Origin of the sequence: Paenibacillus sp. 276b (assembly GCF_900107875.1) — a bacterium.
Taxonomy (GTDB): domain Bacteria; phylum Bacillota; class Bacilli; order Paenibacillales; family Paenibacillaceae; genus Paenibacillus; species Paenibacillus marchantiae.
Window position 1 is genome coordinate 324,121 of sequence record NZ_FNRR01000001.1, and the last position, 26,649, is coordinate 350,769.

The 26,649-nt window shown below is 44.7% G+C and carries 29 protein-coding genes; all 29 read left to right on the plus strand.

Annotated elements, in window-relative coordinates:
• The first annotated feature begins 19 nt into the window (after positions 1-19).
• A complete protein-coding gene (hslV, locus tag BLV50_RS01380) occupies positions 20-562 on the plus strand; it encodes an ATP-dependent protease subunit HslV (RefSeq protein ID WP_024630205.1) in 543 nt (180 codons plus the stop codon).
• 138 nt (positions 563-700) lie between these two features.
• Positions 701-2,101 carry an ATP-dependent protease ATPase subunit HslU gene (gene hslU / locus BLV50_RS01385; RefSeq protein WP_090805396.1) on the plus strand — a complete coding sequence of 467 codons (1,401 nt, stop codon included), beginning with the start codon at positions 701-703 and terminating at the stop codon, positions 2,099-2,101.
• Positions 2,102-3,093: 992 nt separating this feature from the next.
• Positions 3,094-3,501, plus strand: a complete 408-nt coding sequence (gene flgB, locus BLV50_RS01390) for a flagellar basal body rod protein FlgB (protein ID WP_053783790.1) — start codon at positions 3,094-3,096, stop codon at positions 3,499-3,501.
• A gap of 5 nt (positions 3,502-3,506) precedes the next feature.
• Positions 3,507-3,959, plus strand: a complete 453-nt coding sequence (gene flgC, locus BLV50_RS01395) for a flagellar basal body rod protein FlgC (RefSeq protein WP_072732395.1) — start codon at positions 3,507-3,509, stop codon at positions 3,957-3,959.
• A 64-nt stretch (positions 3,960-4,023) separates the two neighbouring features.
• Positions 4,024-4,335 carry a flagellar hook-basal body complex protein FliE gene (gene fliE / locus BLV50_RS01400; protein ID WP_024630209.1) on the plus strand — a complete coding sequence of 104 codons (312 nt, stop codon included), beginning with the start codon at positions 4,024-4,026 and terminating at the stop codon, positions 4,333-4,335.
• Positions 4,336-4,472: 137 nt separating this feature from the next.
• Positions 4,473-6,056 carry a flagellar basal-body MS-ring/collar protein FliF gene (gene fliF, locus BLV50_RS01405; protein WP_090805399.1) on the plus strand — a complete coding sequence of 528 codons (1,584 nt, stop codon included), beginning with the start codon at positions 4,473-4,475 and terminating at the stop codon, positions 6,054-6,056.
• Between the two features lie 11 nt (positions 6,057-6,067).
• A complete protein-coding gene (gene fliG, locus BLV50_RS01410; protein ID WP_063566412.1) occupies positions 6,068-7,084 on the plus strand; it encodes a flagellar motor switch protein FliG in 1,017 nt (338 codons plus the stop codon).
• Positions 7,077-7,937: a FliH/SctL family protein gene (locus BLV50_RS01415; protein ID WP_064639069.1), complete on the plus strand. Its 861-nt coding sequence runs from the start codon at positions 7,077-7,079 to the stop codon at positions 7,935-7,937. Before fliG ends, BLV50_RS01415 begins: the two co-directional genes overlap by 8 nt.
• Positions 7,924-9,243, plus strand: a complete 1,320-nt coding sequence (gene fliI / locus BLV50_RS01420) for a flagellar protein export ATPase FliI (protein ID WP_072732397.1) — start codon at positions 7,924-7,926, stop codon at positions 9,241-9,243. The genes BLV50_RS01415 and fliI overlap by 14 nt, the downstream gene beginning before the upstream one ends.
• Positions 9,244-9,254: 11 nt before the next feature.
• On the plus strand, positions 9,255-9,707 hold the full coding sequence (gene fliJ, locus BLV50_RS01425; RefSeq protein ID WP_064639068.1) for a flagellar export protein FliJ: 453 nt from the start codon (positions 9,255-9,257) through the stop codon (positions 9,705-9,707).
• Positions 9,708-9,749: 42 nt separating this feature from the next.
• Positions 9,750-10,685, plus strand: a complete 936-nt coding sequence (locus tag BLV50_RS01430) for a MotE family protein (RefSeq protein WP_072732399.1) — start codon at positions 9,750-9,752, stop codon at positions 10,683-10,685.
• A 42-nt stretch (positions 10,686-10,727) separates the two neighbouring features.
• Positions 10,728-12,107 (plus strand): flagellar hook-length control protein FliK, encoded by a 1,380-nt coding sequence (locus BLV50_RS01435; protein ID WP_090805402.1) that lies wholly within the window; start codon positions 10,728-10,730, stop codon positions 12,105-12,107.
• Between the two features lie 19 nt (positions 12,108-12,126).
• A complete protein-coding gene (locus BLV50_RS01440) occupies positions 12,127-12,672 on the plus strand; it encodes a flagellar hook capping FlgD N-terminal domain-containing protein (RefSeq protein WP_063566406.1) in 546 nt (181 codons plus the stop codon).
• Positions 12,669-13,052 carry a TIGR02530 family flagellar biosynthesis protein gene (locus tag BLV50_RS01445; protein WP_063566405.1) on the plus strand — a complete coding sequence of 128 codons (384 nt, stop codon included), beginning with the start codon at positions 12,669-12,671 and terminating at the stop codon, positions 13,050-13,052. Before BLV50_RS01440 ends, BLV50_RS01445 begins: the two co-directional genes overlap by 4 nt.
• A gap of 82 nt (positions 13,053-13,134) precedes the next feature.
• Positions 13,135-13,950 (plus strand): flagellar basal body rod protein FlgG, encoded by an 816-nt coding sequence (flgG, locus tag BLV50_RS01450; protein ID WP_072732401.1) that lies wholly within the window; start codon positions 13,135-13,137, stop codon positions 13,948-13,950.
• Positions 13,951-14,016: 66 nt separating this feature from the next.
• On the plus strand, positions 14,017-14,238 hold the full coding sequence (locus tag BLV50_RS01455) for a flagellar FlbD family protein (protein ID WP_024630220.1): 222 nt from the start codon (positions 14,017-14,019) through the stop codon (positions 14,236-14,238).
• The gene (locus BLV50_RS01460) at positions 14,238-14,699 is read left to right on the plus strand and encodes a flagellar basal body-associated FliL family protein (protein ID WP_090805404.1); all 462 of its coding nucleotides are present in this window, start codon (positions 14,238-14,240) and stop codon (positions 14,697-14,699) included. Before BLV50_RS01455 ends, BLV50_RS01460 begins: the two co-directional genes overlap by 1 nt.
• Before the next feature lie 39 nt (positions 14,700-14,738).
• Positions 14,739-15,737 carry a flagellar motor switch protein FliM gene (gene fliM / locus BLV50_RS01465; protein ID WP_024630222.1) on the plus strand — a complete coding sequence of 333 codons (999 nt, stop codon included), beginning with the start codon at positions 14,739-14,741 and terminating at the stop codon, positions 15,735-15,737.
• A complete protein-coding gene (gene fliY / locus BLV50_RS01470) occupies positions 15,727-16,989 on the plus strand; it encodes a flagellar motor switch phosphatase FliY (RefSeq protein ID WP_072732403.1) in 1,263 nt (420 codons plus the stop codon). The genes fliM and fliY overlap by 11 nt, the downstream gene beginning before the upstream one ends.
• A gap of 28 nt (positions 16,990-17,017) precedes the next feature.
• On the plus strand, positions 17,018-17,383 hold the full coding sequence (locus tag BLV50_RS01475) for a response regulator (protein ID WP_017689175.1): 366 nt from the start codon (positions 17,018-17,020) through the stop codon (positions 17,381-17,383).
• 8 nt (positions 17,384-17,391) lie between these two features.
• A complete protein-coding gene (locus BLV50_RS01480) occupies positions 17,392-17,931 on the plus strand; it encodes a flagellar biosynthetic protein FliO (RefSeq protein WP_371121409.1) in 540 nt (179 codons plus the stop codon).
• The gene (gene fliP, locus BLV50_RS01485; RefSeq protein WP_063566400.1) at positions 17,928-18,683 is read left to right on the plus strand and encodes a flagellar type III secretion system pore protein FliP; all 756 of its coding nucleotides are present in this window, start codon (positions 17,928-17,930) and stop codon (positions 18,681-18,683) included. Before BLV50_RS01480 ends, fliP begins: the two co-directional genes overlap by 4 nt.
• A gap of 25 nt (positions 18,684-18,708) precedes the next feature.
• Complete coding sequence (fliQ, locus tag BLV50_RS01490) at positions 18,709-18,978, plus strand: flagellar biosynthesis protein FliQ (RefSeq protein WP_024630226.1); 270 nt, start codon at positions 18,709-18,711, stop codon at positions 18,976-18,978.
• Positions 18,979-18,988: 10 nt separating this feature from the next.
• Positions 18,989-19,777: a flagellar biosynthetic protein FliR gene (gene fliR / locus BLV50_RS01495; RefSeq protein WP_063566399.1), complete on the plus strand. Its 789-nt coding sequence runs from the start codon at positions 18,989-18,991 to the stop codon at positions 19,775-19,777.
• 23 nt (positions 19,778-19,800) lie between these two features.
• Positions 19,801-20,883: a flagellar biosynthesis protein FlhB gene (flhB, locus tag BLV50_RS01500; protein ID WP_063566398.1), complete on the plus strand. Its 1,083-nt coding sequence runs from the start codon at positions 19,801-19,803 to the stop codon at positions 20,881-20,883.
• Between the two features lie 25 nt (positions 20,884-20,908).
• Positions 20,909-22,942 carry a flagellar biosynthesis protein FlhA gene (gene flhA / locus BLV50_RS01505; RefSeq protein WP_090805407.1) on the plus strand — a complete coding sequence of 678 codons (2,034 nt, stop codon included), beginning with the start codon at positions 20,909-20,911 and terminating at the stop codon, positions 22,940-22,942.
• Positions 22,939-24,294 carry a flagellar biosynthesis GTPase FlhF gene (gene flhF, locus BLV50_RS01510; protein WP_090805410.1) on the plus strand — a complete coding sequence of 452 codons (1,356 nt, stop codon included), beginning with the start codon at positions 22,939-22,941 and terminating at the stop codon, positions 24,292-24,294. Before flhA ends, flhF begins: the two co-directional genes overlap by 4 nt.
• Positions 24,291-25,178: a MinD/ParA family protein gene (locus tag BLV50_RS01515; RefSeq protein WP_090805413.1), complete on the plus strand. Its 888-nt coding sequence runs from the start codon at positions 24,291-24,293 to the stop codon at positions 25,176-25,178. Before flhF ends, BLV50_RS01515 begins: the two co-directional genes overlap by 4 nt.
• 33 nt (positions 25,179-25,211) lie before the next feature.
• Complete coding sequence (locus tag BLV50_RS01520; RefSeq protein WP_090805415.1) at positions 25,212-26,648, plus strand: protein-glutamate methylesterase/protein-glutamine glutaminase; 1,437 nt, start codon at positions 25,212-25,214, stop codon at positions 26,646-26,648.
• Position 26,649 lies beyond the last annotated feature (1 nt).

The window sequence follows — 26,649 nt, forward strand, 5'->3', positions numbered from 1 at the left end:
GTGGGAGGAGACTGATATCATGGATATGTCATTTCATGCTACAACGATCTGTGCAGTTCGTCATAATGGCAAAGCAGCCATTGCCGGTGATGGTCAGGTGACCATGGGGCAAAGTGTTGTGATGAAAAATACAGCCAAAAAGGTAAGACGTTTATATCGTGGACAGGTTGTGGCCGGTTTTGCCGGTTCCGTGGCGGATGCCATTACCTTGTTTGAGAAATTCGAAGGCAAGCTGGAGGAGCACCATGGTAATCTGCAGCGTGCAGCGGTAGAACTTGCCAAGGATTGGCGCCAGGATCGGATTTTGCGCAAACTGGAAGCACTCCTTATTGTTATGGATAAGACAGGTATGCTGCTGATTTCTGGTGGTGGCGAAATAATCGAGCCGGATGATGATGTTATCGCTATTGGCTCGGGAGGAAACTTCGCGTTATCTGCTGCGCGTGCGTTAAAACGTCATGCGGTGGATCTGGAAGCAAAAGACATTGCTCGTGAATCACTCCAGATTGCTTCAGAGTTATGTGTATATACCAACAATAATATTATTGTTGAAGAGTTGTAAGGAAAGCAATCTCCCGTGATGGGGCATGATGATTAAATCGGCTCCAGTTACTCCGTGGAGATTCTTTGTCCTTGTAGGTAAAATTTATAACGTTATATCTCATAAACAAGGTTCGCATACTGGTAGGAGGGAAGCTATATGGATACTCAAGCATTAACGCCAAGACAAATCGTTGCAGAGCTTGATAAGTACATTGTAGGTCAAAAACAGGCTAAAAAATCGGTAGCGGTCGCCCTTCGCAATCGTTATCGCCGTAGCCTTTTGCCCGAAAATACCCAAGATGATATTGTACCTAAAAATATTCTGATGATTGGACCTACTGGTGTTGGTAAAACTGAGATTGCACGCCGACTGGCTAAGTTGGTAGGAGCTCCATTCGTAAAGGTGGAAGCTACGAAGTTCACGGAAGTGGGCTATGTTGGCCGTGATGTGGAATCTATGATTCGTGATTTAATTGAAACATCGCTGCGGATGGTCAAGCTGGAACGCACAGAAAAGGTCAAGGACAAAGCGGAAGAGGCTGCCAATGAGCGGATCGTACATATTTTGGCCCCTTCACAATCCAAATCCAAAAATCAGCGAAATCCGTTCGAAATGATTTTTGGCAATAATGGCAACAACACGCCAGAAACCGATGAGCAAGAACCGGATACGGGAGTAGCTGAACGGCGGCGTAAAATCAAATTTGATTTGTTATCTGGCAAGCTGGAAGATGAATTGATCGAGATTGATGTGGAAGATACCACGCCTAACATGATGGACATGTTCGCTGGTCAAGGAAATGATCAGATGGGGATGAATATGCAGGAGATGTTTGGCAGTTTATTGCCTCGTCGTACCAAAAAACGTAAACTAGCGATTAAGGAAGCTCGCAAAGTATTAATTCAGGAAGAAGCGGGCAAGTTGATTGATATGGACGATGTTACTCAGGAGTCCATCCGCCGCGCAGAACAGACAGGTATCATATTCATTGACGAAATTGATAAAGTTGCCAGTCAGGGACGCGGCAGCGGCCCCGATGTATCCCGTGAAGGTGTACAGCGTGACATTCTGCCAATCGTGGAAGGATCTACGGTAATGACGAAGTATGGCCCTGTCAAAACGGATTATATCCTGTTTATGGCAGCCGGTGCATTTCACGTAGCCAAACCCTCGGATCTCATTCCAGAGCTCCAGGGGCGTTTCCCTATCCGTGTAGAACTGAACAGCCTGACGCTTGATGAATTTGTATCAATCCTTACGGAACCTAAAAATGCGTTAACCAAGCAGTATGTGGATTTGCTGCGTACAGAGAATATTGAGATTGAATTCTCGGATGATGCCATTCGTGAGATTGCCAAGCTGGCTGAGAACGTGAATCAGAATACGGAAAATATCGGTGCACGGCGTTTGCATACTATTCTGGAGAAACTTCTTGAGGATCTGTCTTTTGAAGCGCCAGAACTTACGCTGGAGCGTATGGTAATCACTCCGGAATATGTACGTGAGAAATTGAATGATATTGCACTTGATCGTGATTTAAGTCAATATATCTTGTAACACAGGTGTAGTAGAGCTCTGTTCATGGTGTGATTGTAGGTTGGATGACGGTATACAATGGATGAATAAAGATCAAACAACTACACGGAAATAGGATATTTGGTCCTGGTTCTGACTGTAGAAGACTTTATTCGATCCAGATGTATGCCGTTTATTTTTGTTTTAGCCTAATATAATGCCGTATTGCAACCGATAAAAGAGATGAAGTTGTATAAGATGAAAGATAATCTAGGACTTGTGCCGCAGAGATAATGTAATTAAACCCTAAAGACGTGCTGACAACTCATATTTGATAATTCTATAAATTCCAATAAAAGGATTTTGTTTTTCCAAGTCTGGTTATCGGTTTAATCAGAAGCTTGAGAAAGATTTGCATAAATACGCAAAAAGTGAACGAGATGGTATTACGGATGTGACAAAATATTCTTGTGAAATTTAAATAAGCTTGCTCTGTTTAAATGTTAAAAAAGTGTTTTAGATATTAAGCTGAAACAATTAAATCGAAATGGATATTTTGTCAATTAGCATTTTCATAGAATAGAAAAGTTTCCAAGGAAAATTATAAGAAAGCTTATTATATCGGTGAATATTTCTAACAGGAAATCGTTTGAAGCTTTTCGTTGGATTCCTTGTTTGTATTATTATGATGTACTGAATCGTATAGAAGCATAGTATAAATTTTAAGAATGTTTAAGAGCTCATATTGAGCACTTAAGCTTATTTTTGTTTTGGGCCCCAACATTTACGAAAAAATTCATAATTTGCAGAAAATACACAAAAAGCTCTGTCTTTCAGAAAAGATAGGGCTTTTTTCTTATTGTAATATATCCCAATCTCGAAGAAACTTATGTTATACGACAACATCAGAGTTAATTCTACTTAAGTCCTAGAAAACCGTGTAAAAGCGAATGTTTTTTGTCGAAAAAACATAAGCATCCTGACGGGAAAAGATTGAATCTATTTCCATAATTTCTAAAGAGAGGAGGGCGATTATGAATCTTTTGAATGATATTAGTTTTCAAAGGTTACAAGGTGCACTCGATGCCTCCAACATTAGACAACGAACGATTGCTGACAATATTGCGAATGCGGACACCCCGTATTTCAAGCGTTCGGACGTTGCTTTTGAAGAAATGCTGCAGGAACAAATGAATGGAGACATGCCTGTTCTTAAAGGAAAAGTAACGGATTCAAGGCATTTTGTCATAGGTCCTTCCTCTTCCATACCTACACCAGTAGTTAATATGGACCAGTCAACATCCATGAATAACAACCAGAACAACGTCGATGTAGACAAAGAAATGAGTCTTCTGGCGGAGAACCAGCTGCGTTACAACGCTTATATTCAGCAAGTGAATGAACAGATCAAAATGATGCGTGTTGGAGTCGAAGGGAGATAACTTAGGTGAACATCAGTAACAGTTTCAGTATTAGTGCATCGGCTCTAACGGCTCAGCGTTTGCGGATGGACGTTATATCTTCCAACATTGCCAACGCGGAGACGACGCGCGCGAGTGTAACCAACGGCGAGGCAGTTCCTTACAAGCGCAAGATGGTTGTGCTTGAACCTAACAAAACTTCTTTCAACAGCTTGCTTCAAAATCAGATGAAAAGCGGTGGGTCTGGAGAGGGAGTTAGAGTGTCGGAGATTCGTGAAGATCAGTCCCCTCTGAAACCGGTCTACGACCCTACACATCCGGATGCCAACGCTGAGGGGTATGTGTATATGCCTAATGTGGATATCGCGAAAGAAATGGTGGACATGATTTCGGCTTCACGCTCATATGAAGCAAACGTCACAGCTTTGAACTCAACCAAAGCAATGATATCCAAAGCATTGGAGATTGGAAGAGCCTAGTTAACGGCTTAAAGGTGGAAATATCCATAAAACCAAAGAACAGAAATGAAAGGGAGGGACATTAATGATTCAGAACAACATGTTTAGCACACAGGGGATTCAACCGCTTCAGATGCAAAGTACGGCACAAAGTAAACCATCTACACCAGCCGAAACCATTCAGAGCTTCGGTACATACCTACAGGATGCGCTAGGGTCTGTAGCTGCACAGGAGACCCAAGCACATGAAATGTCAAATCAATTCCTGGTTGGAAAAGTGAACGTTGATCAGGTGATGATCGCTTCTGAACAGGCCCTGTTGAGTCTTCAACTTACGACTCAAGTCCGAAACAAAGTAGTCGAAGCATATCAGGAGATTATGCGTACGCAATTGTAAATTGGCTTAAATGCGCTTCGACAACAGCGCTGATTACTACAACAAGCAGCTGCGATGCTGCTCCTGACCGTTAAACTTTAGAACCTATAGAGATTGCGGAGGGACAGACCAAGCAAAGTTTCGGATGGGGTGACAGAGTGAATGAGAGAATTGCCCAATACAGGGATAAGGCATCCCAGTATTGGAATAGTTTTAGCAAAAAGCAAAAAGTATTATTTATTTCCACATTCCTGTTTTTAATTTTGGCTGCAGTTGTACTAACCATGCAATTGTCAAAGACGGAATATGAAGTTGCTTTCACGGATTTGAATGCAAGTGACTCTGCAGGCGTCATTAGTTATCTTGATTCCTCCAGTATTCCATACAAATTAAGTGCAGACGGTAAGACCATATCTGTACCGAGCACGGATGTTGCTATTGCAAAAGTAAATATCGGATCACAAGGAATTATTCAGAATGGTTCATTAGGATATAAGTCATTTGAGGAGTCATCATCTCCAATCGGGATGACGGATAAAGAGTTCGATGTGAAGTATAACAACGCATTGAACGGAGAAGTGGAGCAGTTGCTTCAACGGATGCAAGGCATACAGGATGCTAAAGTACTGGTCAATATGCCAAAAGATAATATCTTTGCTGGCCTAGAAGAGCAGGATAAAGCATCAGCATCAGTGGCCCTGCAGTTTAAACCGGGTTATCACCCCAATCAGGCTGCGGTAGATGGATATTTTAATTTGGTCAAAACAGCCATTCCCAATCTACCTATAGAAAACATAACGATTACGAACACGGATGAAGCGGAACTGATTCCTACGGCCCGAGGTGGTAGCGGGGGATTATCTTCTGAAGTCCAAGAAAACATGGCGTTACAGAAGAAATTCGAAAATGATGTTCGCAATAATGTGAAACAATTTCTTTCACAGATTGTGGGTGACGAGAACGTCAATGTTCTGGTTGCTTCCAAGCTTAATTTTGACAAGGAAACACGGAAAGAAAACCTGGTTGAACCGGTCGATGTAGATAATATGAAAGGCATCGAGATTAGTGTGCAAGAGATTCAAAAGAGTTACACTGGGGCAAGCAATCCGACAGGTGGTGTTGCTGGCACAGGTCAAGAGGAAGTTCCGGGTTATCCATCATCGGATGCATCAGGCAACTCAACCTCGGAGGAAACATCCAGCACCAAAAACTACGATGTCAACCGAATTGTTAAAGATATCGTTTCTAGTCCATATACTGTAAAAGATTTAACCATTAACGTCGCGGTTGAACCACCTGCAGGACAAACAGAATTACAAGCTCCGGTTCAGGATGCAATTGAAAATATCTTGGTTAACATTGTTCGTGCATCATTGGCGGACTCAGGCACTGTAATAAGTGACGCAGACTTGGCCAAAAAAGTTTCGGTAATGTCTCAAGGTTTCCAGACTGCTGCGGCAACAAATACAGGCTTCAAGCTTTCCACCGGAATGATGTGGGGCATAGGAGCACTGGTGGCAGCATTGATTGCAACGGTTGTTATTTTGTTAGTGCGCCGTCGTCGCAAACAAAACGAAATAGAAGAAGAGGACATTCCTCTTCCAGTAGCAACAGAGTTTCCGTCCATTACGTTGGACAGTGTAACGAACGAAAGTCAAGTGCGCAAACAATTGGAGAGTTTGGCCAAGAAAAAGCCAGACGAATTCGTCAATCTGCTGCGTACGTGGCTGGCTGACGAATAGAGGTGAACGCATTGGCGAAGGCAAGCAGTCAAGGTCTGACTGGAAGACAAAAAGCAGCAATTTTGTTGATTACATTAGGTCCGGAAGTATCCGCGCAAATCTTCAAACATTTGCGGGACGAGGAAATCGAACAACTGACGTTGGAAATTGCCAATGTTCGCAAAGTGGATGCTTCTGAAAAAGATATGATTATGTCTGAGTTTCACCAGATCTGTTTGGCACAGGAATATATCTCTCAGGGCGGTATTACGTACGCGAGAGAAATTCTGGAGAAAGCACTCGGGTCGCAAAAAGCACTTGAAGTTATTAACCGTTTGACAGCTACGCTGCAGGTTAGACCCTTTGACTTTGCGCGTAAGGCGGATCCGAATCAAATATTGAACTTCATTCAGAACGAAAGCCCGCAAACGATTGCTCTGGTATTATCGTATCTGCAATTTGAGCAGGCAGCAGCAATCTTGTCCTCGTTACCACAAGAGAAGCAGGCCGATGTAGCACGCAGAGTTGCTGTTATGGACAGTACGTCTCCAGAAGTCATTTCTCAAGTGGAACGGGTGCTCGAGCAGAAATTATCTTCTACTGTTACGCAGGATTATACAAATGCGGGTGGTATCGAATCCATCGTTCAGATCTTGAACGGCGTCGACCGTGGTACGGAGCGTACTATTCTCGACTCGTTGGAAATTCAAGATCCGGAACTTGCAGAAGAAATCAAAAAACGCATGTTTGTATTCGAAGATATCGTCAATGTGGACGATCGTTCGATCCAGCGTATTATCCGGGATATCGACAACGCAGATTTGCAGTTGGCACTCAAAGTGGCGAGCGAAGAAGTACGGGATGCTATATTCCGAAATATGTCGAAACGGATGTCCGAGACATTCAAGGAAGAAATGGAATTCATGGGACCCGTTCGGTTGCGTGATGTTGAGGAAGCTCAGACCCGTATCGTAGGAACGATCCGTAGATTGGAAGAAGCTGGTGAGATCATTATCGCTCGCGGTGGAGGAGATGATATCATTGTCTAATTTGATTAAATCTTTCCAGTATGTACCGGTTGATGACCGCAAACGACTCGAAAATCATCATCATTATGGTGGACCGGAGTCTGATGCGGAGTTAGATGGTGAACGAGCTGAAGGTTCTGAAGCTGAGATGCTTCAGGCACGCGTGGACGAAGAAACACAACGTCTTACCGCGGAGATGCTGGAGGATGCCAAGGAGTTTGCAGAAAAGCAGGTACGTGATGCTTCGGAGGAAGCGGAGCGATTGCTTCAAGAAGCCCGTGAACAGATAGATAGCTGGTGGCAGGAGCAGCGTCAGCAGGATGAACATCTGACTGAAGCGCTTCGTTCACAAGGTTTCCAGCAGGGTTTTGAAGAAGGCAAAGTACAGGCTGAACTGGATCTCCAGGTGAAGATCGAAGAGATGATGAAGGAAGCACGCGGGGTGCTTGAAGAAGCTTACGTTGCCAAAGATCAGATTATTCAGGAAGCAGAGCCTTTCCTTGTGGATCTCGCCTGTGGTATCGCTGAGAAGGTGATTGACAAACAACTTTCGGTTGAACCAGAACACACGCTTGAACTAATTCGTCAGAGTTTGTCTCGCAAACGTGAACAGGGGATGATCACCTTATGTGTGGCACCTGATCAATTTGCTTTTGTGCAGGCTGCACGTGAAGAGTTGGCTATGGCAATTGACTCTCAGGCAGAATTGCAGATTTTGCCTGATGCTACGGTAAAGGATAAGGGATGTGTTATACGGTCGTCGTTTGGAAGCGTAGATGCCAGAATTGATACCCAGCTCGCTGAAATTAAAAAAGAACTGATCCGCATAGCACTTGAGGATGAGGGGCGAAAAAATCAACATGAAGATTCTTAGCTCACAGCGATACATGGAACATCTTAAGCAATTTGATCCCGTTCGCATTAACGGTAAGGTCACTCAGGTCATTGGTCTTATGGTTGAGTCGGAAGGTCCGGATGCCAGCATTGGTGATGTATGTTACATCTACCCTGGAAAATCTGCCAAGCCACTTCAGGCAGAGGTTGTCGGGTTTCGGGATAACAAAGTTTTGCTCATGCCACTTGGTGAACTTCAATCCATTGGTCCTGGGTGTGATGTGGTCGGAACGGGTAAACCACTTGGGGTACAGGTTGGATCAGAATTGCTTGGTAAAGTGTTAGATGGATTGGGACAACCTTTGGACGGTTCCTTGTTACCCTCCAGAATGCCGATGTACTCCACATCCAATAGGCCAGTGAATCCGATGGACCGACCACGGGTACTCGAAACGATGAGTGTAGGTGTGAGAGCCATTGACGGTCTGTTGACGGTTGGCAAAGGACAAAGGGTCGGTATTTTTGCCGGATCAGGTGTTGGTAAAAGTACGCTTATGGGTATGATCGCCCGCAATACAGCAGCAGACGTCAATGTAATTGCTTTGGTAGGCGAGCGGGGCCGTGAGGTTCGTGACTTTATTGAACGGGATCTGGGTCCGGAAGGACTGGAACGATCTGTCGTTATTGTCGCTACCTCTGATCAACCTGCTCTGATTCGAATCAAGGGCGCGGTCATCGCAACTACGATTGCGGAGTATTTCAGAGACAGAGGCATGAATGTCATGTTGATGATGGACTCCGTTACACGTTATGCCATGGCACAGAGGGAAGTGGGACTTGCCGTGGGAGAACCTCCTGCAATGAGAGGATACACTCCTTCTGTTTTTGCGAGTTTACCCAAGTTGCTTGAGCGAGCGGGGACTGGACCCACAGGTTCGATTACTGCTTTTTACACCGTCCTTGTCGACGGGGATGACATGAACGAGCCGATTGCAGATGCGGTGAGAGGTATTTTGGATGGTCATATTGTACTGAATCGGTCCATCGCAAACAAAGGTCATTTCCCTGCCATTGATGTGCTTGCGAGCATTAGTCGGGTTATGAAGGATATTGCCCCTGAAGAGCAGCTGGAAGCAGTTAATAATATGAAGAGACTGATGGCTGTGTACAAGGAATCAGAGGATTTAATCAACATTGGGGCTTATCAAAGAGGTTCAAATGCTGCCATTGATGAATCGATAGACCAGATTGATAGCATCTGGAATTTTACAAGGCAGAAAGTCGATGAAAAAGTAACGCTGAGTGAAGTGCAGGAACGTTTGATTCTTGAATTTGCAAGGAGATGAATGGGTAAACGATGAAATTTCGATATCATTTCCAGAAGGTTGTTGACCTGAAAAGCAATGAAAAAACGCAAGCGGAGTGGATGTTATCCACAGCGATCGGGAAACTTCAGACTGAGGAAGAGCATCTTTTACAACTATTGAATGATAAAAAGGAACTGATTGATGTCATTCAATCCACTACGGAAAGTACGGCTTCCGTATCCAGCTTGCAGGAGATGCAGCGTTATGTCCATCACCTTGACGAGTGCATTTCACGCAAAAGTAGTGATGTCAGACATGCTGAGGTCAATGTGCAACGGAATCAGACGTTTCTGAACGGCAAAATGATGGACGAAAAAGTATGGCTTGGGGCGAGAGACAAGGCCAAAATCAAATTTCAGCAGGAGATGCTCCTCCGGGAACAGAACGATCTGGACGAGATGGCTACTGTACGCTTCGCTGCCAAAGCCGGACGCGCGAATTGATGTGGCCGGACGCGAAGTCGTCTCGTGAAGGAGGAAAGAACAATGGCTGTTAAAGACACAGATATGGAAAAAGAGTCGAGCGGCGGTTGGGAAAAGTTTCTGATGATTTCAATCCCAATTGTGTTCACTGTGGTTTTGTTGGGTGTTTTGCTCACTCTATTTAATGTAGATATTCGCAACAACCTGCTTGGAGTAGCTAACAAAATTCCTATCGTAAAGGACTGGGTGCCTGATCCTGTGCTAGATCCGGAGAAAAAGAAACTGGAGAAGAGCGAGCAGCAGGTCGAGAGTGCAGAAGCGACAATAGATAAGCTGAAGGCACAAGTAAGCGAGAAAGAAACAGAGCTTAAAGCAGCGAAGGATGCCACGACCACAGAGGCGAAAAAAGCAAGTGATTTGCAAAAGAAATTGGATGATGCGGAAAAAGCGGTTGAAACCGCTGTGCGGAATCCAGAGACCGAGTCTGATTATCAGAAACAAATTAAAGATTTGGCTAAGATGTATGCGGACATGAGTCCCAGTAAGGCCGCACCGATTTTGCAAAATATGACGAATGAAGAGATGGTGCTGCTTCTGAGTGCGATGCAATCGGCTGCACGAACCAAGGTGCTGGAAAAAATGGACCCAAAAACAGCGGCTGATGTCACGATGATGATGAAGGATGCGAAACCATCCGGTGATCTTGCCCTGGACGCACTGCAATCCCGCTTAAAGAAAGAGACTGCAACTACATCTACAGCATCTACGACTAACTCCAAAAATTTGGATAAAAATCAGCTTAGTCAAACGTTTGCTTCCATGTCGGCCTCTAGTGGAGCCAAGCTGTTACTCGAAACTTATAAGCTGAGTCCGGACAAAACCTTGACCATTTTAAATTCTGTAGATGATGCTACACGGTCTCAATTGCTTGAAAATATGTCGACTGAAAATTCAGTTGAAACTGCAAAAATATTAAATAAATTAATGGGTAACAAGTAAGAGTAGTAGCGTCTGTTTATTAAGGAGAGGAGGTGAAAACAAATGTCGATTGTATATCAAATGACATCCACATCATCCGCCAAGACAACAGGAGCAGCTCAGACAGCTGGAACTGGTTCCAAAGGTGCAACTGCTGGTAGCGGTGATTTTCTACAAACTCTTGCCCAATCATTGAATGGTGGTGCAACGGGGGAGAATAGCTCGGCTGCAGCAGGGAGCTTAACAGCGAATCCGCTTATGTTTACCTTTGCAGCTAGTGAAGATGGAGAACAAACATCGATCACCGATATCTTGAGTTCGTTATTCGCAGATTTGGATTCGCTAGATGAAGCTTTGGAAAATGATCCGTCACTACTAGGGGATTTACAAAGTCTGATTCAGCAGATGTATGCTCAATTAGATGCTAATCCTGGTACTCAAGCCGAAGGTTCTGATGAGCCTACAAGTGAAGCGGGTAATGCAGCATCAGCAATTGATCTGGCGGAACATCCAGCAGCAGTGCGCTTTGTATTACAGGATGTGCTTACACAGTTAATTGCGGGTATGAATGAGCCTGATAGTACTGTTGTCAAGAACGCTCCAGAATTCAAGCACCTGCTTCAATCTCTTCAAAGTCAGTTGCAAGATTCTGGCGTTGACACCAGTCTTAACAAAGGGTGGACTGAACTTAAATCCATTCTGGATACATTAGCGGTGACTAAGGACCAGGCTGTGCAAGTGGCTCCAACGCATCCCGTTCAAACATCCAAGCAAGACTCAGTGGTACCACAAGTTCTTGTTGCAGTCGCTTCAAATACTGGAACTAAAGTTTCAGTTGAAACGGATTCAGCACCTACAGCGAATGAAGTAGGAGAAGTGGACCATTCAAGTATCATTACGGCAGGAGAGTTGTCCTTACGTTCATCAGGTACATCAGCGGGTAAACCGGCTGAACCTGTCATGCAAGCATCCCAGTTTGCAAAAGAGATGACACAATTTGTTGTGAACAAGCTGGATATCGTGCAGCAAAAGGGTTTTTCAGAGGCAACTATCTCACTACGTCCGGAGCATCTAGGTAAGCTGGATGTACAAATTACTTTGCAAAACGGACAATTGGTTGCACGGTTTATGACTGAGCATACGATGGCGAAAGACATGCTGGAACAGCAAATGATGCAACTGCGTAGCTCGCTTCAAGCTCAAGGCATTCAAGTGGAACGACTTGAAGTTACTCAGAACAGCTCACTTGGTTCACAAATGTACCAGGATGGGGGACGCCAGCCAGGAAGCAATTCTCAGCAGCAACGTCGCTCACGCGAACGTGAAGAACAATCGGATGATGCTGTAACTACAGCAACTCTCCAGGAAGAATTGCGCAACTGGCGTAGTGAACATGAGGAAGGCAACGACCTGCGGAGAGACACGTTTACAGCAGAAGCTTAAATAGAAATGAGGTGAAAATATGGCTAATGAAGCGATTTCTACCAATAATACCTGGCCTAACTATTCGGCAGCGAATAAAGCTACAACAAGCGCTGCAACAAAAGAGCTGGGCAAGGATCAGTTTCTTAAAATATTGATCACTCAGCTACAAAATCAGGATCCGATGCAGCCAATGGAAGATAAGGAATTTATCGCTCAGATGGCTCAGTTCAGTTCGGTAGAACAACTGGTGAATATCTCGTCTCAGCTCAAGACTTTGAATCAGTCTCTTGGGACAGTGTCTGGCATGATTGGCCGCGAGATCAGTTGGCTTTCTTCTAATAAAGAGGATAACGGAACACTCCGTCAAGGTATTGTGGATTCTATTATCGTACGAGATGGTGTTCAGTACGCAAAAGTGGGCAAAGACGAAATTAAGCTGGATGAAATTATTCAGGTAACCAATCCAACACAGGCTGAGGAAAATGAAAATCCTGTTCAGAACGCTGAAGATTCAGCTGAAACGAACGAAACCAATGAACAAGAACCATCAGCACAGCCTGAAGATAACGGAAACACGTTATGAGTGATCGGATAACAGTAGGCCAACTGTATACAGGTCCAATTACACCGAATTTGCATAATCGCTCCAAAGCAGGAGAAACGTCTAATGTACCTGAACGCCCTTTTGCACAGGTATTGGAAGACAACCTCCTGAAATTGAGTAATCATGCTGCCAAAAGGTTGGAACAGCGCGGTATTGAACTCAAGACTGAGCAGATGCAGCAGATTGGAACTGCACTGGATAAGGCTGCTGCCAAAGGAGCCAAGGAATCCTTGATTTTGATGAAAGATATGGCTTTTATCGTTAATGTCAAAAATCGTACTGTCGTTACAGCCATGGATAGTGAAAGCATGAAGGATAATGTATTCACCCAGATTGACAGTGCTGTAATCATTTCTTGACCGGCTGGCCCTTCTCGGGAGCCGGAATGCCGCTGACCGACTGACGCGGTAACCAAATTAAGGCTGGGAGGATTTTTAAAAAATGTTGAAATCAATGTACTCAGGCGTTTCCGGGATGCGGGGTTTTCAAACGAAACTTGATGTTATCGGTAATAATATTGCGAACGTGAACACGGTTGGTTTTAAAGGTAGCCGTGTTATGTTCAAAGATATTATGAGCCAAACAACGGCGGGGGTAACAGCGCCTGGAGATGATAACGGTGGTGTAAATGCAAAGCAGATTGGTTTGGGTGTATCGGTAGGATCGATTGATACGCTGCATCTTGCGGGCAGCCCAATGACAACTAATAATCCAACTGACCTGCGTCTAAATGGTGATGGTTTCTTCCTGGTGACCCTAGGCGGGGAACAAGAAGTTCCTTTTTTGACCCGTGCAGGAGATTTCCATGTGGATGCTAACCGTAACCTCGTGACATCCGATGGTCTGTTCGTTGTTGATAGTGGTGGAGAACCTATCACTTTGGATGAAGCAGTAGTTTCTTTCACTATTGGTCAAGATGGAATTATCAACCAGACGATGGATGATGGAACAACTGAAGCTGGAGCACAACTGGGCATAGGGAAAGTAACAAATCCAGAAGGTCTAGAAAAAATCGGTGGTAACTTGTATCGTATTACTGCAAATGCCAATGCTGACGGGGAATTCGAAATTGTCACTGCAAATAGTACTGAATTTGGTACAGGCTCCGTTATTGCAGGACAACTTGAAATGTCCAACGTGGATCTAACAGGTGAATTCACAGAGATGATCGTGGCTCAACGTGGATTCCAGGCGAACTCACGTATTATTACAACGTCCGATGAAGTGCTTCAGGAAGTTGTTAACCTGAAACGTTAATAACTGATTAGCAATTTTTAATGCGTGGGGGGGCTTGCTCCTCCACTCTGATCGAGGGGGCTTAGCATGATTTCGGTTACGCGGTTAAATGGTTCTCCCATGTGGTTAAATGCGCTGATGGTTGAAATTGTGGAAGAGACACCAGACACGTATATTACTCTGGTAACCGGAAAGAGACTTATTGTGCTTGAGAAGGCCGATGAGGTTATTTCCAAAATTAAAGATTACAACCGTGAAATCGGGGTTCAGGCAGCCACTATTAAAGTGCAGCAAACGGAGGAGTCCTGATGAAAAAGATGTTGCCATGGCTTGCAACAAGCTTGCTAGCTATAACACTGATTGTGGTGGTTGTGTTTGTATTTATGACAGGACAGAACGGAAATAAGAATGATACACATACGGCAGCCGCTGCTGCAGAGAAGAAGATGACTGCGGATGAGATTGTTGCAGTTTCCTCAGAGCTTGGAGAAATTAAAACCAATTTGGCTGATATAGACCATGTTGTAGTTGTAAGTTTTTCTTTCAAATTGTCCGACAAAAAGGCTAAAGAAGATTTTGAGAAAATCAAGGAAATTACAGTGAAGCCTATTATCATCCAGACTTTTGCGGATACCAAGTCGGATGAGCTGGCAACAGCGAAAGGTCGCATTCAATTTAATAAAAAATTGACCGAGCTTATTAATGAAGCTTTGCCAGAAGGTAAGCTGGCCAGCACTAGTTTTTCTGCTTTTGTGATGGCGCCAATGTAATGAACAGGACACGCTGTAAATCTGTAAGGGGGTGAGAACATGGTGGATGTATTATCACAAAATGAGATTGACGCCCTATTAGCTGCCCTTTCCTCTGGTGAGATGGATGCCGAGGAATTGAAAAAGGAAGAAACTCAAAAGAAAATTAGATCGTACGATTTTAAGCGGGCAGTTCGTTTTTCTAAAGATCATATTCGAAGCTTGACCCGTATTCACGAAAACTTTGCACGCTTTCTCACCACTTATTTTTCAGCCCAACTGCGGACGTTCGTTCAGATCAATGTCGTTCAGGTTGAACAGTTGCCTTATGACGAGTTTATCCGTTCTATTCCGAAGATGACGATATTGAACATATTTGAGGCGGAGCCATTACAGGGACGGATGGTGATGGAGGTTCATCCCAACGTGGGTTATGCAATGCTGGATCGTCTGCTTGGCGGAACAGGAAATGCACCGACAAAGATCGCATCGATGACGGAAATTGAGACGACGATTATGGAGCGGATTTTCAGCCGTGCGTTTGAGAGTTTGCAGGAAGCATGGAAGACGGTGCTGGATATTTCTCCAAGGATGGAAGCGCTGGAGACCAATCCGCAATTTATGCAGATTGTATCTCCCAATGAGACCATTGCTTTGATCTCACTGAGTACCAAAATCGGTGACACCACAGGCATGATCAATTTGTGTATCCCGCATGTCGTTCTTGAACCTATTATGTCTCGGTTGTCGACTCATCAGTGGTTTGTTTCGGAGAAAAAGACGAGAGCTCCGGAAGAATATGATGCTCTCAAAGAGCGTGTGAACAAAGCCAAATTACCCGTTGTTGCGGAGTTGGGAGAATCCAGAATTTCGATTGCTGAATTTTTGGGTCTGTCTGTTGGCGATGTCATTACGTTGAACAAACCCGTTGATGAGGGACTGTCCATTAAAGTTGGAGACAGGCTGAAGTATATGGGTAGCCCGGGAACGATCAAGGATCGTGTGGCTGTGCAAATAGACAAGATTGTCACCGAAGGAGTTGAAGAATTTGACGAGTAAGGATTATTTATCCCAAGAAGAAATCGATGCTTTGCTCAGACAATCGGAATCGATGAATAGTTCGGAACCGGCTGAGAAAACAGTTGATGATTTTTTGACCGAGCTGGAACAGGATGCCTTGGGGGAGATTGGTAACATTACATTTGGTAGTGCGGCTACAGCTTTGTCCACGCTCTTGGGCCTAAAAGTAGATATTACAACACCTAAGGTGTCCATCATCAGTCGGACACAGTTTGATGAAGCCTTTCCTAAGCCTCACGTTGCAGTACATGTGAATTATGTGGATGGATTTGAAGGGATCAACTCGCTAGTCATCAAAAAACGGGATGCTCAAGTCATAGCCGATCTGATGCTTGGCGGCGAAGGAAATCCGGTTGATGAAGAACTAAATGAAATCCATATCAGTGCAGTACAGGAAGCAATGAATCAGATGATGGGTTCGTCTGCTACTTCCATGTCCACAATCTTTAACCGTTTCGTGAATATTTCTCCTCCGGGAATTGATATTCTCAATATGGAAAGTGGTGAGGGAGTCAGCAATCTTCCAGAAGATGAGACGTTGATCCAGGTATCATTCCGTCTGTTGATTGGCGACCTGATTGATTCCAATCTCATGCAGCTGCTTCCAGTGCATTTTGCCAAAGAAATGGTAGAGATGTTGATTGGAGGGGCTCAAGAGTCTACTGCTAGTGCACCAGTTGCGTCTACTCCAGAGCCAGTACCAGCAGCAGTACCGGTTGCCCCTGAGCAACCTCCGGTTCAGCAACAGGCACCGTCACAGGCACAACAGCCGCCTGTTCAAGATTATAATGGCTATGGACAGGCTCCAATGGGGATGCCGCAAGGAATGCCGCCACAGCAGCCGTATGGCATGCCTCCGCAGCAACCTTATGGTGTACCGCAGCATTACGGCGGTGTGCCGAATAGGAATGTAAACGTACAACCGGTTCAATTCGCCAATTTGCAAAATGGGGCGTTCGGCCAGGTAGACGAAAACAATTTGAATTTATTGATGGACATTCCCCTTAAAGTCACCGTAGAATTAGGAAGGACCCAGAAGCAAATTAAGGATATTTTAGAACTGTCACAAGGTTCAATTGTCGAGCTGGACAAGCTGGCCGGTGAACCTGTCGATATTTTGGTGAATAACAAGTTAATTGCCAAAGGTGAGGTTGTCGTAATCGACGAAAACTTTGGTGTTCGTGTTATAGATATCGTAAGCCAATGGGACCGAATTCAGAAATTACAATAAGCACAATTTAGGGAGGACTTGAATCAAGATGGCAAACCGAATTTTAGTCGTGGACGACGCTGCATTTATGAGAATGATGATCCGGGACATTTTGTCCAAAAACGGATACGAGGTCGTTGGCGAAGCACAGGATGGATCACAAGCAATTGAGAAGTTTAAGGAGCTTCGTCCTGATCTGATTACAATGGATATTACCATGCCTGAGATGGATGGTATTGCAGCTTTGAAAGAAATCAAAAAAATTGATGCTAACGCAAAAGTGATTATGTGCTCTGCGATGGGTCAACAAGCGATGGTTATTGATGCAATCCAAGCTGGAGCTAAAGATTTCATCGTGAAACCGTTCCAATCTGACCGCGTTATCGAAGCAATCAGCAAAACGCTGGGCGTTTAAGAGACATGATGATGGCTCAGGATAAGATTCCAGATGATGTGGGCACGGGAGTCAATTATTATTTTCAGCTTGTATGGGTGATTGTTGTCCTGGCCGTCATTCTGGTTCTTATAGTCTATCTGATTCGTTTTCTGAACAAACGGAATCAGCGATGGTTCCGGAACGGCACAATTCGTATTTTGGGTGGGGTCGGACTGGGACCAAACAAGTCGCTGCAAATTATAGAAATTGGCGGTAGTGTTTATCTACTCGGTGTGGGTGATGACATACAGCTGGTGGATAAGGTTTCGGATCTTGAAGAGGCACAGCGAATCATTGATTCATTTGAACGGGATGCTTCAGCTCAACAGGGAAGCCTTTCGCCTCTCATTGCAAAGCTGGCAGCCCGCTTGCGCAAAGATGAACCGCCACGGGAAATGGAACTCGAGGATACAACCTCTTTTCACGAACTGTTTGAATCTAAACTTCGGCAGATGCCTAACCGTAAAGAGAAGATGGAGAAGGTCCTGGAAGAAGACAATACTACAGATCGGTCGAGGGATTCATGAAGAAAAAGATTTGGTTGGCGTGTTTTTTCATAGGACTCATCAGTCTGGCCTCGGTCACTGTTGCCTTTGCCGAACCGATTCCGAATATTGATATTCAAATTGGTAACGGGGATGGGGGTACACCAAGTACGAGTTCACTGTCCATTATCCTGTTGATCACAGTACTTAGTATCGCACCAGCCTTGCTGGTACTGATGACCAGTTTTACACGGATTGTTATCGTTCTCGGTTTTGTGCGGACATCCTTGGGTACGCAGCAAATGCCACCCAATCAGGTGCTGGTCGGTTTAGCACTTTTTCTGACACTTTTCATCATGTCACCGACGTTGTCGTCCATCAATCAGGTAGCGCTTCAGCCCTATCTCAAGGGAGACATCACACAAACCGAAGCGTTGGAAAAAGCTGCGGATCCCATGAAGAAGTTTATGTTCTCTCACACTAGGGAGAAAGACCTATTGCTGTTTATGAAGTACAATCAAACCGAAAAGCCAAGCACATACCAGGATATTCCGATTACTGTGATGGTACCGGCATATGCAATCAGTGAGTTGAAGACAGCATTCCAGATGGGATTCATGATCTTTATTCCATTCTTGGTTATAGACATTGTAGTTGCGAGTACACTCATGGCTATGGGGATGATGATGCTTCCACCTGTCATGATCTCATTACCGTTCAAAATACTGTTATTTGTACTTGTCGATGGCTGGTATCTGGTCGTGAAGTCACTGTTGCTGAGTTTTAACACTTGAGCCGGCATATTAAAGGAGGACGGTCATGACTTCGGAGTTTATTATCGGTCTGGCCGGGAAAGCGGTCTATACTTCACTGCTGGCCAGCGCACCCATGCTTATTCTAGCTCTGGTTGTAGGACTCATTATCAGTGTGTTTCAGGCAACCACTCAAATTCAGGAGCAAACCCTGGCCTTTGTGCCTAAAATCATTGCTGTACTTCTGGCAGTACTTTTGTTTGGTCCTTGGATATTGAATATACTGGTCGATTTCACGTATAACATTCTCGATAATTTATACAGATACATAGGGTAGGCTGTTGCAGATGGAGACATTGTTGCAAAGTTTTCCTGTCGCTCTGCTTATGTTTTGTCGAATAGCATCATTTTTTGTAACTGCGCCGGTCTTCTCGGCTCGGAATGTGCCGAATTCTCTTAAAATTGGTTTATCGGCATTCGTAACCTTTACGGTGTATATGGTATACGGCATAGACCAGGTTGTACCTACAGATCTGAGTTATATCCTGCTGGTTATCCGAGAGATATTGATTGGCTTGCTCTTAGGCTTTGTTGCTTATCTGTTAATGACGGCTATACAGACCGCAGGAACCTTTATTGATCTTCAGATTGGTTTTGGTATGGCCAACGTATATGATCCAATGACAGGCGCTTCTGCACCACTTACAGGTAACTTCAAATATGCTTTTGCGGTATTGCTCTTTCTGACAATGAACGGACATCATTATCTGCTCGATGCCATTGTATACAGTTATCGCTGGATTCCGTTGTCGAATGTATTCTTTCTACGATTGGCAGATGGAAGTATTGCTGAATTTTTGGTGCGTACCTTAGGTCAATCATTTATGTTGGCTTTTCAGATGTCTGCGCCGATTGTAGTTGCTCTGTTTTTGACAGATGTAGGATTGGGATTCTTGGCGAAGACGGCTCCTCAATTTAACGTATTTGCCGTCGGAATGCCACTGAAAGTACTCGTAGGGCTTGCTATTTTGCTTTTGCTGGTTCCCAGTTTTGCCTTTGTGTTTAGTCAATTGTTCGAAGTAATGTTCAGATCCATGGAAAACTTGCTTGGGACCATTGGACAGAGGCCGGGCTGAGTGAAACGGAGGACAAGATTCGAATGAAATATCAACTCGACCTCCAGATGTTTGCGGGGGAAAAAACAGAGAAGGCTACCCCGAAAAAAAGACAGGATACGCGAAAAAAAGGACAGGTTGTCAAAAGTATGGAGCTGTCCGGCGCATCCATTCTCCTATTCACGTTTTTGATCATGATGATGTTCAGTAACTTTTATAAAGAACGAATAGTTCGACTGTTTACGGACATCTTCATAAATCGACTCAGTATGGAGATCACGGGGGAGAATGTTGTCGCTCTGATGATGCGATATGGTATCGAGATAATGCTGTTGCTTGCTCCTGCTTTGCTAGGTGCGGTACTTGTTGCGTTAATCGTTAATTACATGCAGGTTGGTTTTCTTCTTGTAGGGGAAGGTTTGAAGCCAAAACTTGAGAAGTTGGATCCGATCAAAGGGTTCAAAAATATTTTTTCTCTCCGCTCTTTGGTGGAATTCGCTAAATCGATTCTAAAAATGTCAATTATCGGTTTTCTCGTTTACAGTACAATCACAAGTTACCAATCAGATATTGCTTCACTATCACATTTTTCACTGGATGCTATTCTTCATTTTGCTGCTTCGATTACCTTAAACTTGGGAATTAAAATTGCCGTAGCACTCCTGGTACTTGCAGTATTCGATTACATGTATCAGAAGTATGATTATGAGAAAAACATTCGGATGTCCAAGCAAGACATCAAGGACGAATACAAAAAAATGGAAGGTGACCCACTGATCAAGGGGAAAATCAGGGAGCGTCAGCGTCGTATGGCTGTTCAGCGTATGATGCAGGAAGTTCCCAAAGCGGATGTGATTATCACCAACCCGACTCACTTTGCCGTTGCGCTTAAGTATGAAGGCTCGGAGATGGAAGCGCCGCAGATTATAGCTAAAGGTCAGGATTACGTCGCCTTGCGTATTAAGGAAATTGCCAAAGAGCACGGTGTCATTACAATGGAAAACAAGCCGCTGGCACGGGCATTGTTCCAGAGAGCCGAGATTGGTGACGCCATACCGGCTGATTTGTTTCAAGCGGTAGCCGAAGTGCTGGCTTATGTATATAAATTAAAGGGCAGAACGAAATAACAAGGGATCGGAGGCCGTACATTCATTGAAAACAAAAGATATAGCTGTCCTTGCGGGTATCATCGGCATCGTGTTGATGATGATTCTCCCGATCCCAACCTGGTTGTTGGATATGTTGCTTGTCATCAATATCTCAATTGCACTGATGATATTGCTTGTTGCAATGAACAGCAAAGAGGCACTGCAATTTTCCATCTTTCCTGCATTGTTGCTGATCACGACGTTGTTTCGATTAGCACTCAATATATCGACAACGAAACTGATTCTGGGAGAAGGAGACGCAGGTTCGGTAGTCGCTACCTTTGGTAGCTGGATAGCTGGTGGACAGATCGCAATTGGATTCATTGTGTTTCTGATTCTCGTCGTGGTTCAATTTATCGTTATTACGAAGGGATCAGAGCGTGTAGCTGAAGTCGCAGCACGATTCACCCTCGATGCGATGCCTGGTAAACAGATGAGTATTGACGCAGATTTGAATGCTGGTCTGATCAACGAGCAGCAAGCACGTGAACGTCGTTCCAAAATTGAACGCGAAGCTGACTTCTACGGCGCCATGGATGGAGCGAGTAAATTTGTAAAAGGAGACGCTATTGCGAGCATCATTATTCTCCTGATTAATCTCATTGGTGGATTTATCATCGGAATGACGGTTCATGGTCTCGATTTTGCAGAATCACTGTCTACCTACTCTGTGTTAACGATCGGGGATGGACTGGTCAGCCAGATTCCTGCACTCCTGATATCTACAGCAGCAGGTCTTATTGTAACTAGAGCATCATCGGAAGGGAATTTGGCCGATGACATTACGGGACAATTGTTTACATACCCGACGCTCCTTTATATTGTAGCTTTTGTAATAGCAATGCTCGGTTTTTTCACACCGATTCATATTATTACAACGTTGCCGCTTGCAGGTTTGCTGGCTTTTGCTGGATGGAGGATGCAGAATAATCTGAATCAGAAGCAAGAGGCAGAGGAGCAAATGGAAGAGGAGCAGCAGATTGAAGAAGTTAGAAGTCCGGAGAGTGTAATCAACCTTCTTCAGGTTGACCCTATTGAGTTTGAATTTGGTTACGGTTTGATTCCTCTGGCAGACAACCAGCAGGGCGGAGACTTATTGGATCGGATCATTATGATTCGTAGGCAATGTGCTCTTGAACTGGGGTTAGTCGTTCCGGTTATCCGGATTCGGGATAATATCCAATTAAGACCGAATGAATATGTCATCAAAATTAAGGGTAATGTTGTTGGCGGCGGAGAACTGTTGTTGAATCATTATCTGGCCATGAGTCCGGGTTATGAAGAAGAATCTGTTACAGGGATTGAAACGACAGAGCCAGCTTTTGGCCTTCCAGCCTTATGGATAGATGAAGTAAACAAAGACAGAGCTGAACTTGCAGGATATACAGTTGTAGATCCTCCTTCAGTAGTAGCCACACATCTGACTGAATTGATTAAGAAGCATGCGCATGAGTTACTTGGCAGACAAGAAACGAAAGCACTTGTGGATAATCTCAGAGAGAATTATGCTGCGCTGGTGGATGAACTCATCCCATCCGTCCTGTCCATCGGAGATGTACAGAAAGTACTCGCCAAGTTGTTGCGTGAGAAAGTTTCCATTCGTGATATGGTTACAATCTTCGAGACACTGGCGGACTTCGGAACGTATACCAAAGACCCGGATGTGCTGACGGAATACGTGAGACAATCCCTATCTCGTCAGATTACCCAGCAATTCTCCCAAAAAGGGGAGACGCTCAGAGTAATAACTGTTGGACCTGGTCTAGAGAAGAAAATTGCTGAGAGTGTACAGCAATCGGATCAAGGCAGTTACCTTGCATTAGATCCAGCTTCAACACAAAGTGTATATCAAAAGTTGACTGAACAAGTTAATCGATTGATCCAGTCGGGCCAGCAGCCTGTTGTATTAACTTCTCCAACCATTCGTATGTATCTGCGTCAGGTGATTGAACGCACCATGCAGGATATACCAGTTCTTTCCTATAGTGAGTTGGAGCCGAATGTTGAAATCCAAAGTGTCGGGGTGGTGAACTTATGAGAGTAAAACAATACGTCGTTGAGACCATGCCCGAAGCTATGCTTCAAATTCGCAAAGACCTGGGAAGTGATGCCGTCATTCTGTCCACCAAGGAAATCAAGGTAGGCGGTGTGCTGGGGATGTTCCGTAAGAAAAGGATCGAAGTTGTAGCAGCAGTGGATAAGGAAGAAAAAAAACAGGCAACAAAGCAAGTGCAAAACCAATTTACACCGGTACCTCGCGCATTTGTACCTGAGGCATATCGACAAACGGCTCGTTCGTTTGTCGTTGCTTCTGACGAAGCGGCTGCCAGTATCGCTGAAAAAAATGTGCAAGAGAAAACTACGGATGCCACAGCTGTGTCTGAATCGAGTAAACTCGGTTCAGACATGAGCAACGGCAGATCTTCTTTGAGTATCGAGCATAAACCGCGACCGCAAGGGGCGGATTTTTCGGGTTTAACATCTGCCAGTGGGCAGCAGGAGCAGGCGAACGATCCGCAGCAGGGCCAACTGATGTCTGAATTGCAGGAGCTCAAACTGATGATGACCAAGTTGTCTAAGCAAGGAGCAACGGCAGATCCGTTACCAGAGGAGTTCCACGCTCTTCGAGAAAGGTTAATGGAGCAAGACATTTGGCCAGAAGTATGGGAATCTTGGTTTGACGTTGTTCAGACGAAGCTCTCTGAAAAAGAATTAGATGAAGCAGAAGCCGTTCAGGCAGTGCAACTGGAAATATCAAATTTTTTGGAGAAACGTATCGACGTGGGTATTTTGCCAACTACACGCATTGTATATGTAGCTGGGCCAACTGGCGTTGGTAAAACAACGACCATTGCCAAACTGGCTGCTGAACAGATGTTCAACTATCAGCGAAAGGTAGGGTTCATCACTTCGGATACTTATCGTATCTCAGCGGTAGAACAACTTAGAACGTACGCATCCATTTTAAATGTCCCGCTAGAGGTCGTACAGTCCCCAGGTGATACACAACGTGCAATCTCCCGTCTTGAGGAATGTGATCTAATCTTCATGGATACAGCCGGAAGAAACTACAGAAATGAGTTGCTTGTTTCAGAACTGCAAAGCCTACTCGCGCCTGTGGAAAATAGTGAAACTTTTTTGGTTTTGAGCATGACTTCCAAAAGTGCCGATATGGTTCAAATAACGGAGCATTTCAGCAAATATGGGCTGGATAAGGTCATTTTTACGAAGATGGATGAGACCGGAAGCTGTGGCCCGATGTTTAACCTGCTGCATCGTTTTCCACTTAAACTTGCTTATGTGGCTAACGGACAAAATGTACCGGATGATCTACTCAAGCCTGATGCGGATTCGCTGACCAAACAATTGTTAGGAGAGCTTGTACGATGAAGGACCAGGCAGCCTCACTCAGAAGTATGGTCTCCATGCCTAACGGAGTGGAGGGAAGAGGACGTGACTCACGCTCCTCCAAAATCATAACCGTTGCCAGTGGAAAGGGAGGGGTTGGTAAATCCAACTTTACACTTAACTTTGCACTGAGCTTACAGGCAATGGGGCAAAAGGTATTGGTGTTTGATGCAGATATAGGGATGGCTAATATCGATGTCCTAATGGGAGCCTCTTCTCCTTATAATCTGTACCATCTGTTATACCGACAGAAATCCATACAGGAAATCATACAGCTTGGTGCAAGCGGGTTGCCTTATATCGCCGGAGGTTCGGGGATGAAAGAATTGTTCTCATTGTCAGATCGAGATCTGGAGTTTTTTGCTGGACAAGTTGAAGAGATTGCACAGGAGATGGACTATGTCATTTTTGATACAGGAGCAGGACTTTCCAGAGAAAATATGAAATTCATCGGTGCAGCCGATGAATGTCTGATCATCACCACACCTGAACCGACTTCAATAACCGATGCTTATGCTTTAGTTAAAGTTATGCATGGCCAGGAAAATGCCACACCCTTTCGGATGATCGTTAACCGGGCTGAAGACCAGCAAGAGGCGGAACGGGTGGCGGATAAAATAGCTGGAGTGGCAAAGAGATTTTTACAGATCGATATCCCGCTGCTTGGATATATTTCCGAAGATGCTCAGGTTGTAAAGGCAGTTAAAAGGCAAGTGCCATACAGTCTGGCATATCCGAATGCAAAAGCTTCCAGGGATATAGAGAAACTCGCACATCACTATTTGGCTGTACCTGCTGCTCCGGGATCCGAAACCTTGACAGGAATCAGAGGATTTATGAAAAAGTGGCTGAAGCGGACAACATGATTTCTGAATAAAGGAAACAGGGGTGGAAACAACATGGCGGTGTATCAAGTATTGGTTGTCGATGATTCCGCTTTTATGCGTAAAATTGTTTCAGATTTAATTGAAGCAGATTCGGAGTTTAAGGTTACGGCAACAGCATCAAATGGTAAGGAAGCTATTCAAAAAGCAATAGATTTGAAGCCCGATGTCATCACAATGGACGTTGAGATGCCTGAAATGAATGGATTGGACGCATTAAAATCGATCATGAAGCAATCTTTCGTCCCGGTGATTATGCTCTCGGGTATCAATGAACAAGGCATGAAAGAGACCATCATGGCGCTCGAGGCCGGTGCGTTTGACTTCATTCGTAAGCCATCGATTGTGCATGATCAGGATATTGCCCAAGTAGGTAAAGCATTGGTTGAGCGGATGCGAGCAGCTATGGATGAAATCAAGCGAAAAGCCGATCGTGAAGCATCGATGAAGAAACGGGATGAAGCACAGAGCAAACTGCTGCAACAGTCCCAGCGAGTTCAGGTTGATCCACCTCCTTTACAAGACCGAGAAGGTGCTTTGAAGAAAAAAATAGAACCTGCCCAGCCAGAAGCGCGGTTTGGCAGTGGACAAACTGAATCCTTACGAGCAAAACCGAAGCAACCTACTGTTCCACTGACGAAGCAGAATACGGGACGTCTGGACAAAAAGTTGGAGCCTTTGCGAGATTCAAATCGAGCTTCGAATGCCAGTACTGACAGAATAGCTAAGGCAAACAAGCCAACGCAATCTCCCAAGGAAAACCGTTTGTCTTCTCGATTGGCAGAACAGGAGACAGCTGCAGCTTCAGCTGAACCATCCAAAGATATTGCCAAGGTAATTCCGTCTCATAAGGGAGCAGGAGGACCGGAAGGATCATTTAACAAACTTGTGGCTATTGGTTGTTCAACTGGGGGACCGAGAGCCCTCAAAACTTTGCTGGAACAACTGCCAGGTGATTTACCTGCTCCAGTCATTATTGTTCAGCATATGCCACCCAACTTTACCCGATCCCTTGCCCAGCGATTGAATACGTTCAGTGAACTGCATGTGGTTGAAGCTGAGGAAGGCATGGTTCTACGAAAAGGAACGGCCTATATTGCTCCTGGCGGCTTTCATGTCAAAGTCAACAAAACTGCAGATGGAAGGTTCACCATAAAGCTGACAGAGGAAGAACCAGTCAATGGACACAGGCCTTCAGTCGATACAATGTTTGAGTCGCTGCTGCCGTACACGTCATTGCAAAGACATCTGGTTTTACTGACAGGGATGGGCAGTGATGGCGCTCGTATGATGAAAAAATTGTATGAAGCGGGTGTCACTTCAACCTTTGCAGAGAATGAAGAAACTTGTGTTGTGTATGGTATGCCGCGTTCTGCTGTAGAGCTGCAATGCGTGCGTCATCTTCTGCCATTGCAGGAGATTGCGCCTAAACTTGTTCAAGCTGTGAAATAAA

Bases quoted from the DNA above. Each gene is read 5' to 3' on its own strand.
- BLV50_RS01445 (WP_063566405.1), top strand. From the start codon at position 12,669: ATGAGTGATCGGATAACAGTAGGCCAACTGTATACAGGTCCAATTACA.
- BLV50_RS01430 (WP_072732399.1), top strand. From the start codon at position 9,750: ATGGCTGTTAAAGACACAGATATGGAAAAAGAGTCGAGCGGCGGTTGG.
- BLV50_RS01460 (WP_090805404.1), top strand. From the start codon at position 14,238: ATGAAAAAGATGTTGCCATGGCTTGCAACAAGCTTGCTAGCTATAACA.
- BLV50_RS01520 (WP_090805415.1), top strand. From the start codon at position 25,212: ATGGCGGTGTATCAAGTATTGGTTGTCGATGATTCCGCTTTTATGCGT.
- BLV50_RS01475 (WP_017689175.1), top strand. From the start codon at position 17,018: ATGGCAAACCGAATTTTAGTCGTGGACGACGCTGCATTTATGAGAATG.
- BLV50_RS01440 (WP_063566406.1), top strand. From the start codon at position 12,127: ATGGCTAATGAAGCGATTTCTACCAATAATACCTGGCCTAACTATTCG.
- hslV (WP_024630205.1), top strand. From the start codon at position 20: ATGGATATGTCATTTCATGCTACAACGATCTGTGCAGTTCGTCATAAT.
- fliE (WP_024630209.1), top strand. From the start codon at position 4,024: ATGATTCAGAACAACATGTTTAGCACACAGGGGATTCAACCGCTTCAG.
- flgB (WP_053783790.1), top strand. From the start codon at position 3,094: ATGAATCTTTTGAATGATATTAGTTTTCAAAGGTTACAAGGTGCACTC.
- fliI (WP_072732397.1), top strand. From the start codon at position 7,924: ATGAAGATTCTTAGCTCACAGCGATACATGGAACATCTTAAGCAATTT.
- BLV50_RS01435 (WP_090805402.1), top strand. From the start codon at position 10,728: ATGTCGATTGTATATCAAATGACATCCACATCATCCGCCAAGACAACA.
- flgG (WP_072732401.1), top strand. From the start codon at position 13,135: ATGTTGAAATCAATGTACTCAGGCGTTTCCGGGATGCGGGGTTTTCAA.
- flhF (WP_090805410.1), top strand. From the start codon at position 22,939: ATGAGAGTAAAACAATACGTCGTTGAGACCATGCCCGAAGCTATGCTT.
- BLV50_RS01455 (WP_024630220.1), top strand. From the start codon at position 14,017: ATGATTTCGGTTACGCGGTTAAATGGTTCTCCCATGTGGTTAAATGCG.
- fliJ (WP_064639068.1), top strand. From the start codon at position 9,255: ATGAAATTTCGATATCATTTCCAGAAGGTTGTTGACCTGAAAAGCAAT.
- fliP (WP_063566400.1), top strand. From the start codon at position 17,928: ATGAAGAAAAAGATTTGGTTGGCGTGTTTTTTCATAGGACTCATCAGT.
- hslU (WP_090805396.1), top strand. From the start codon at position 701: ATGGATACTCAAGCATTAACGCCAAGACAAATCGTTGCAGAGCTTGAT.
- BLV50_RS01480 (WP_371121409.1), top strand. From the start codon at position 17,392: ATGATGGCTCAGGATAAGATTCCAGATGATGTGGGCACGGGAGTCAAT.
- flhB (WP_063566398.1), top strand. From the start codon at position 19,801: ATGAAATATCAACTCGACCTCCAGATGTTTGCGGGGGAAAAAACAGAG.
- fliM (WP_024630222.1), top strand. From the start codon at position 14,739: ATGGTGGATGTATTATCACAAAATGAGATTGACGCCCTATTAGCTGCC.
- fliR (WP_063566399.1), top strand. From the start codon at position 18,989: ATGGAGACATTGTTGCAAAGTTTTCCTGTCGCTCTGCTTATGTTTTGT.
- BLV50_RS01515 (WP_090805413.1), top strand. From the start codon at position 24,291: ATGAAGGACCAGGCAGCCTCACTCAGAAGTATGGTCTCCATGCCTAAC.
- fliQ (WP_024630226.1), top strand. From the start codon at position 18,709: ATGACTTCGGAGTTTATTATCGGTCTGGCCGGGAAAGCGGTCTATACT.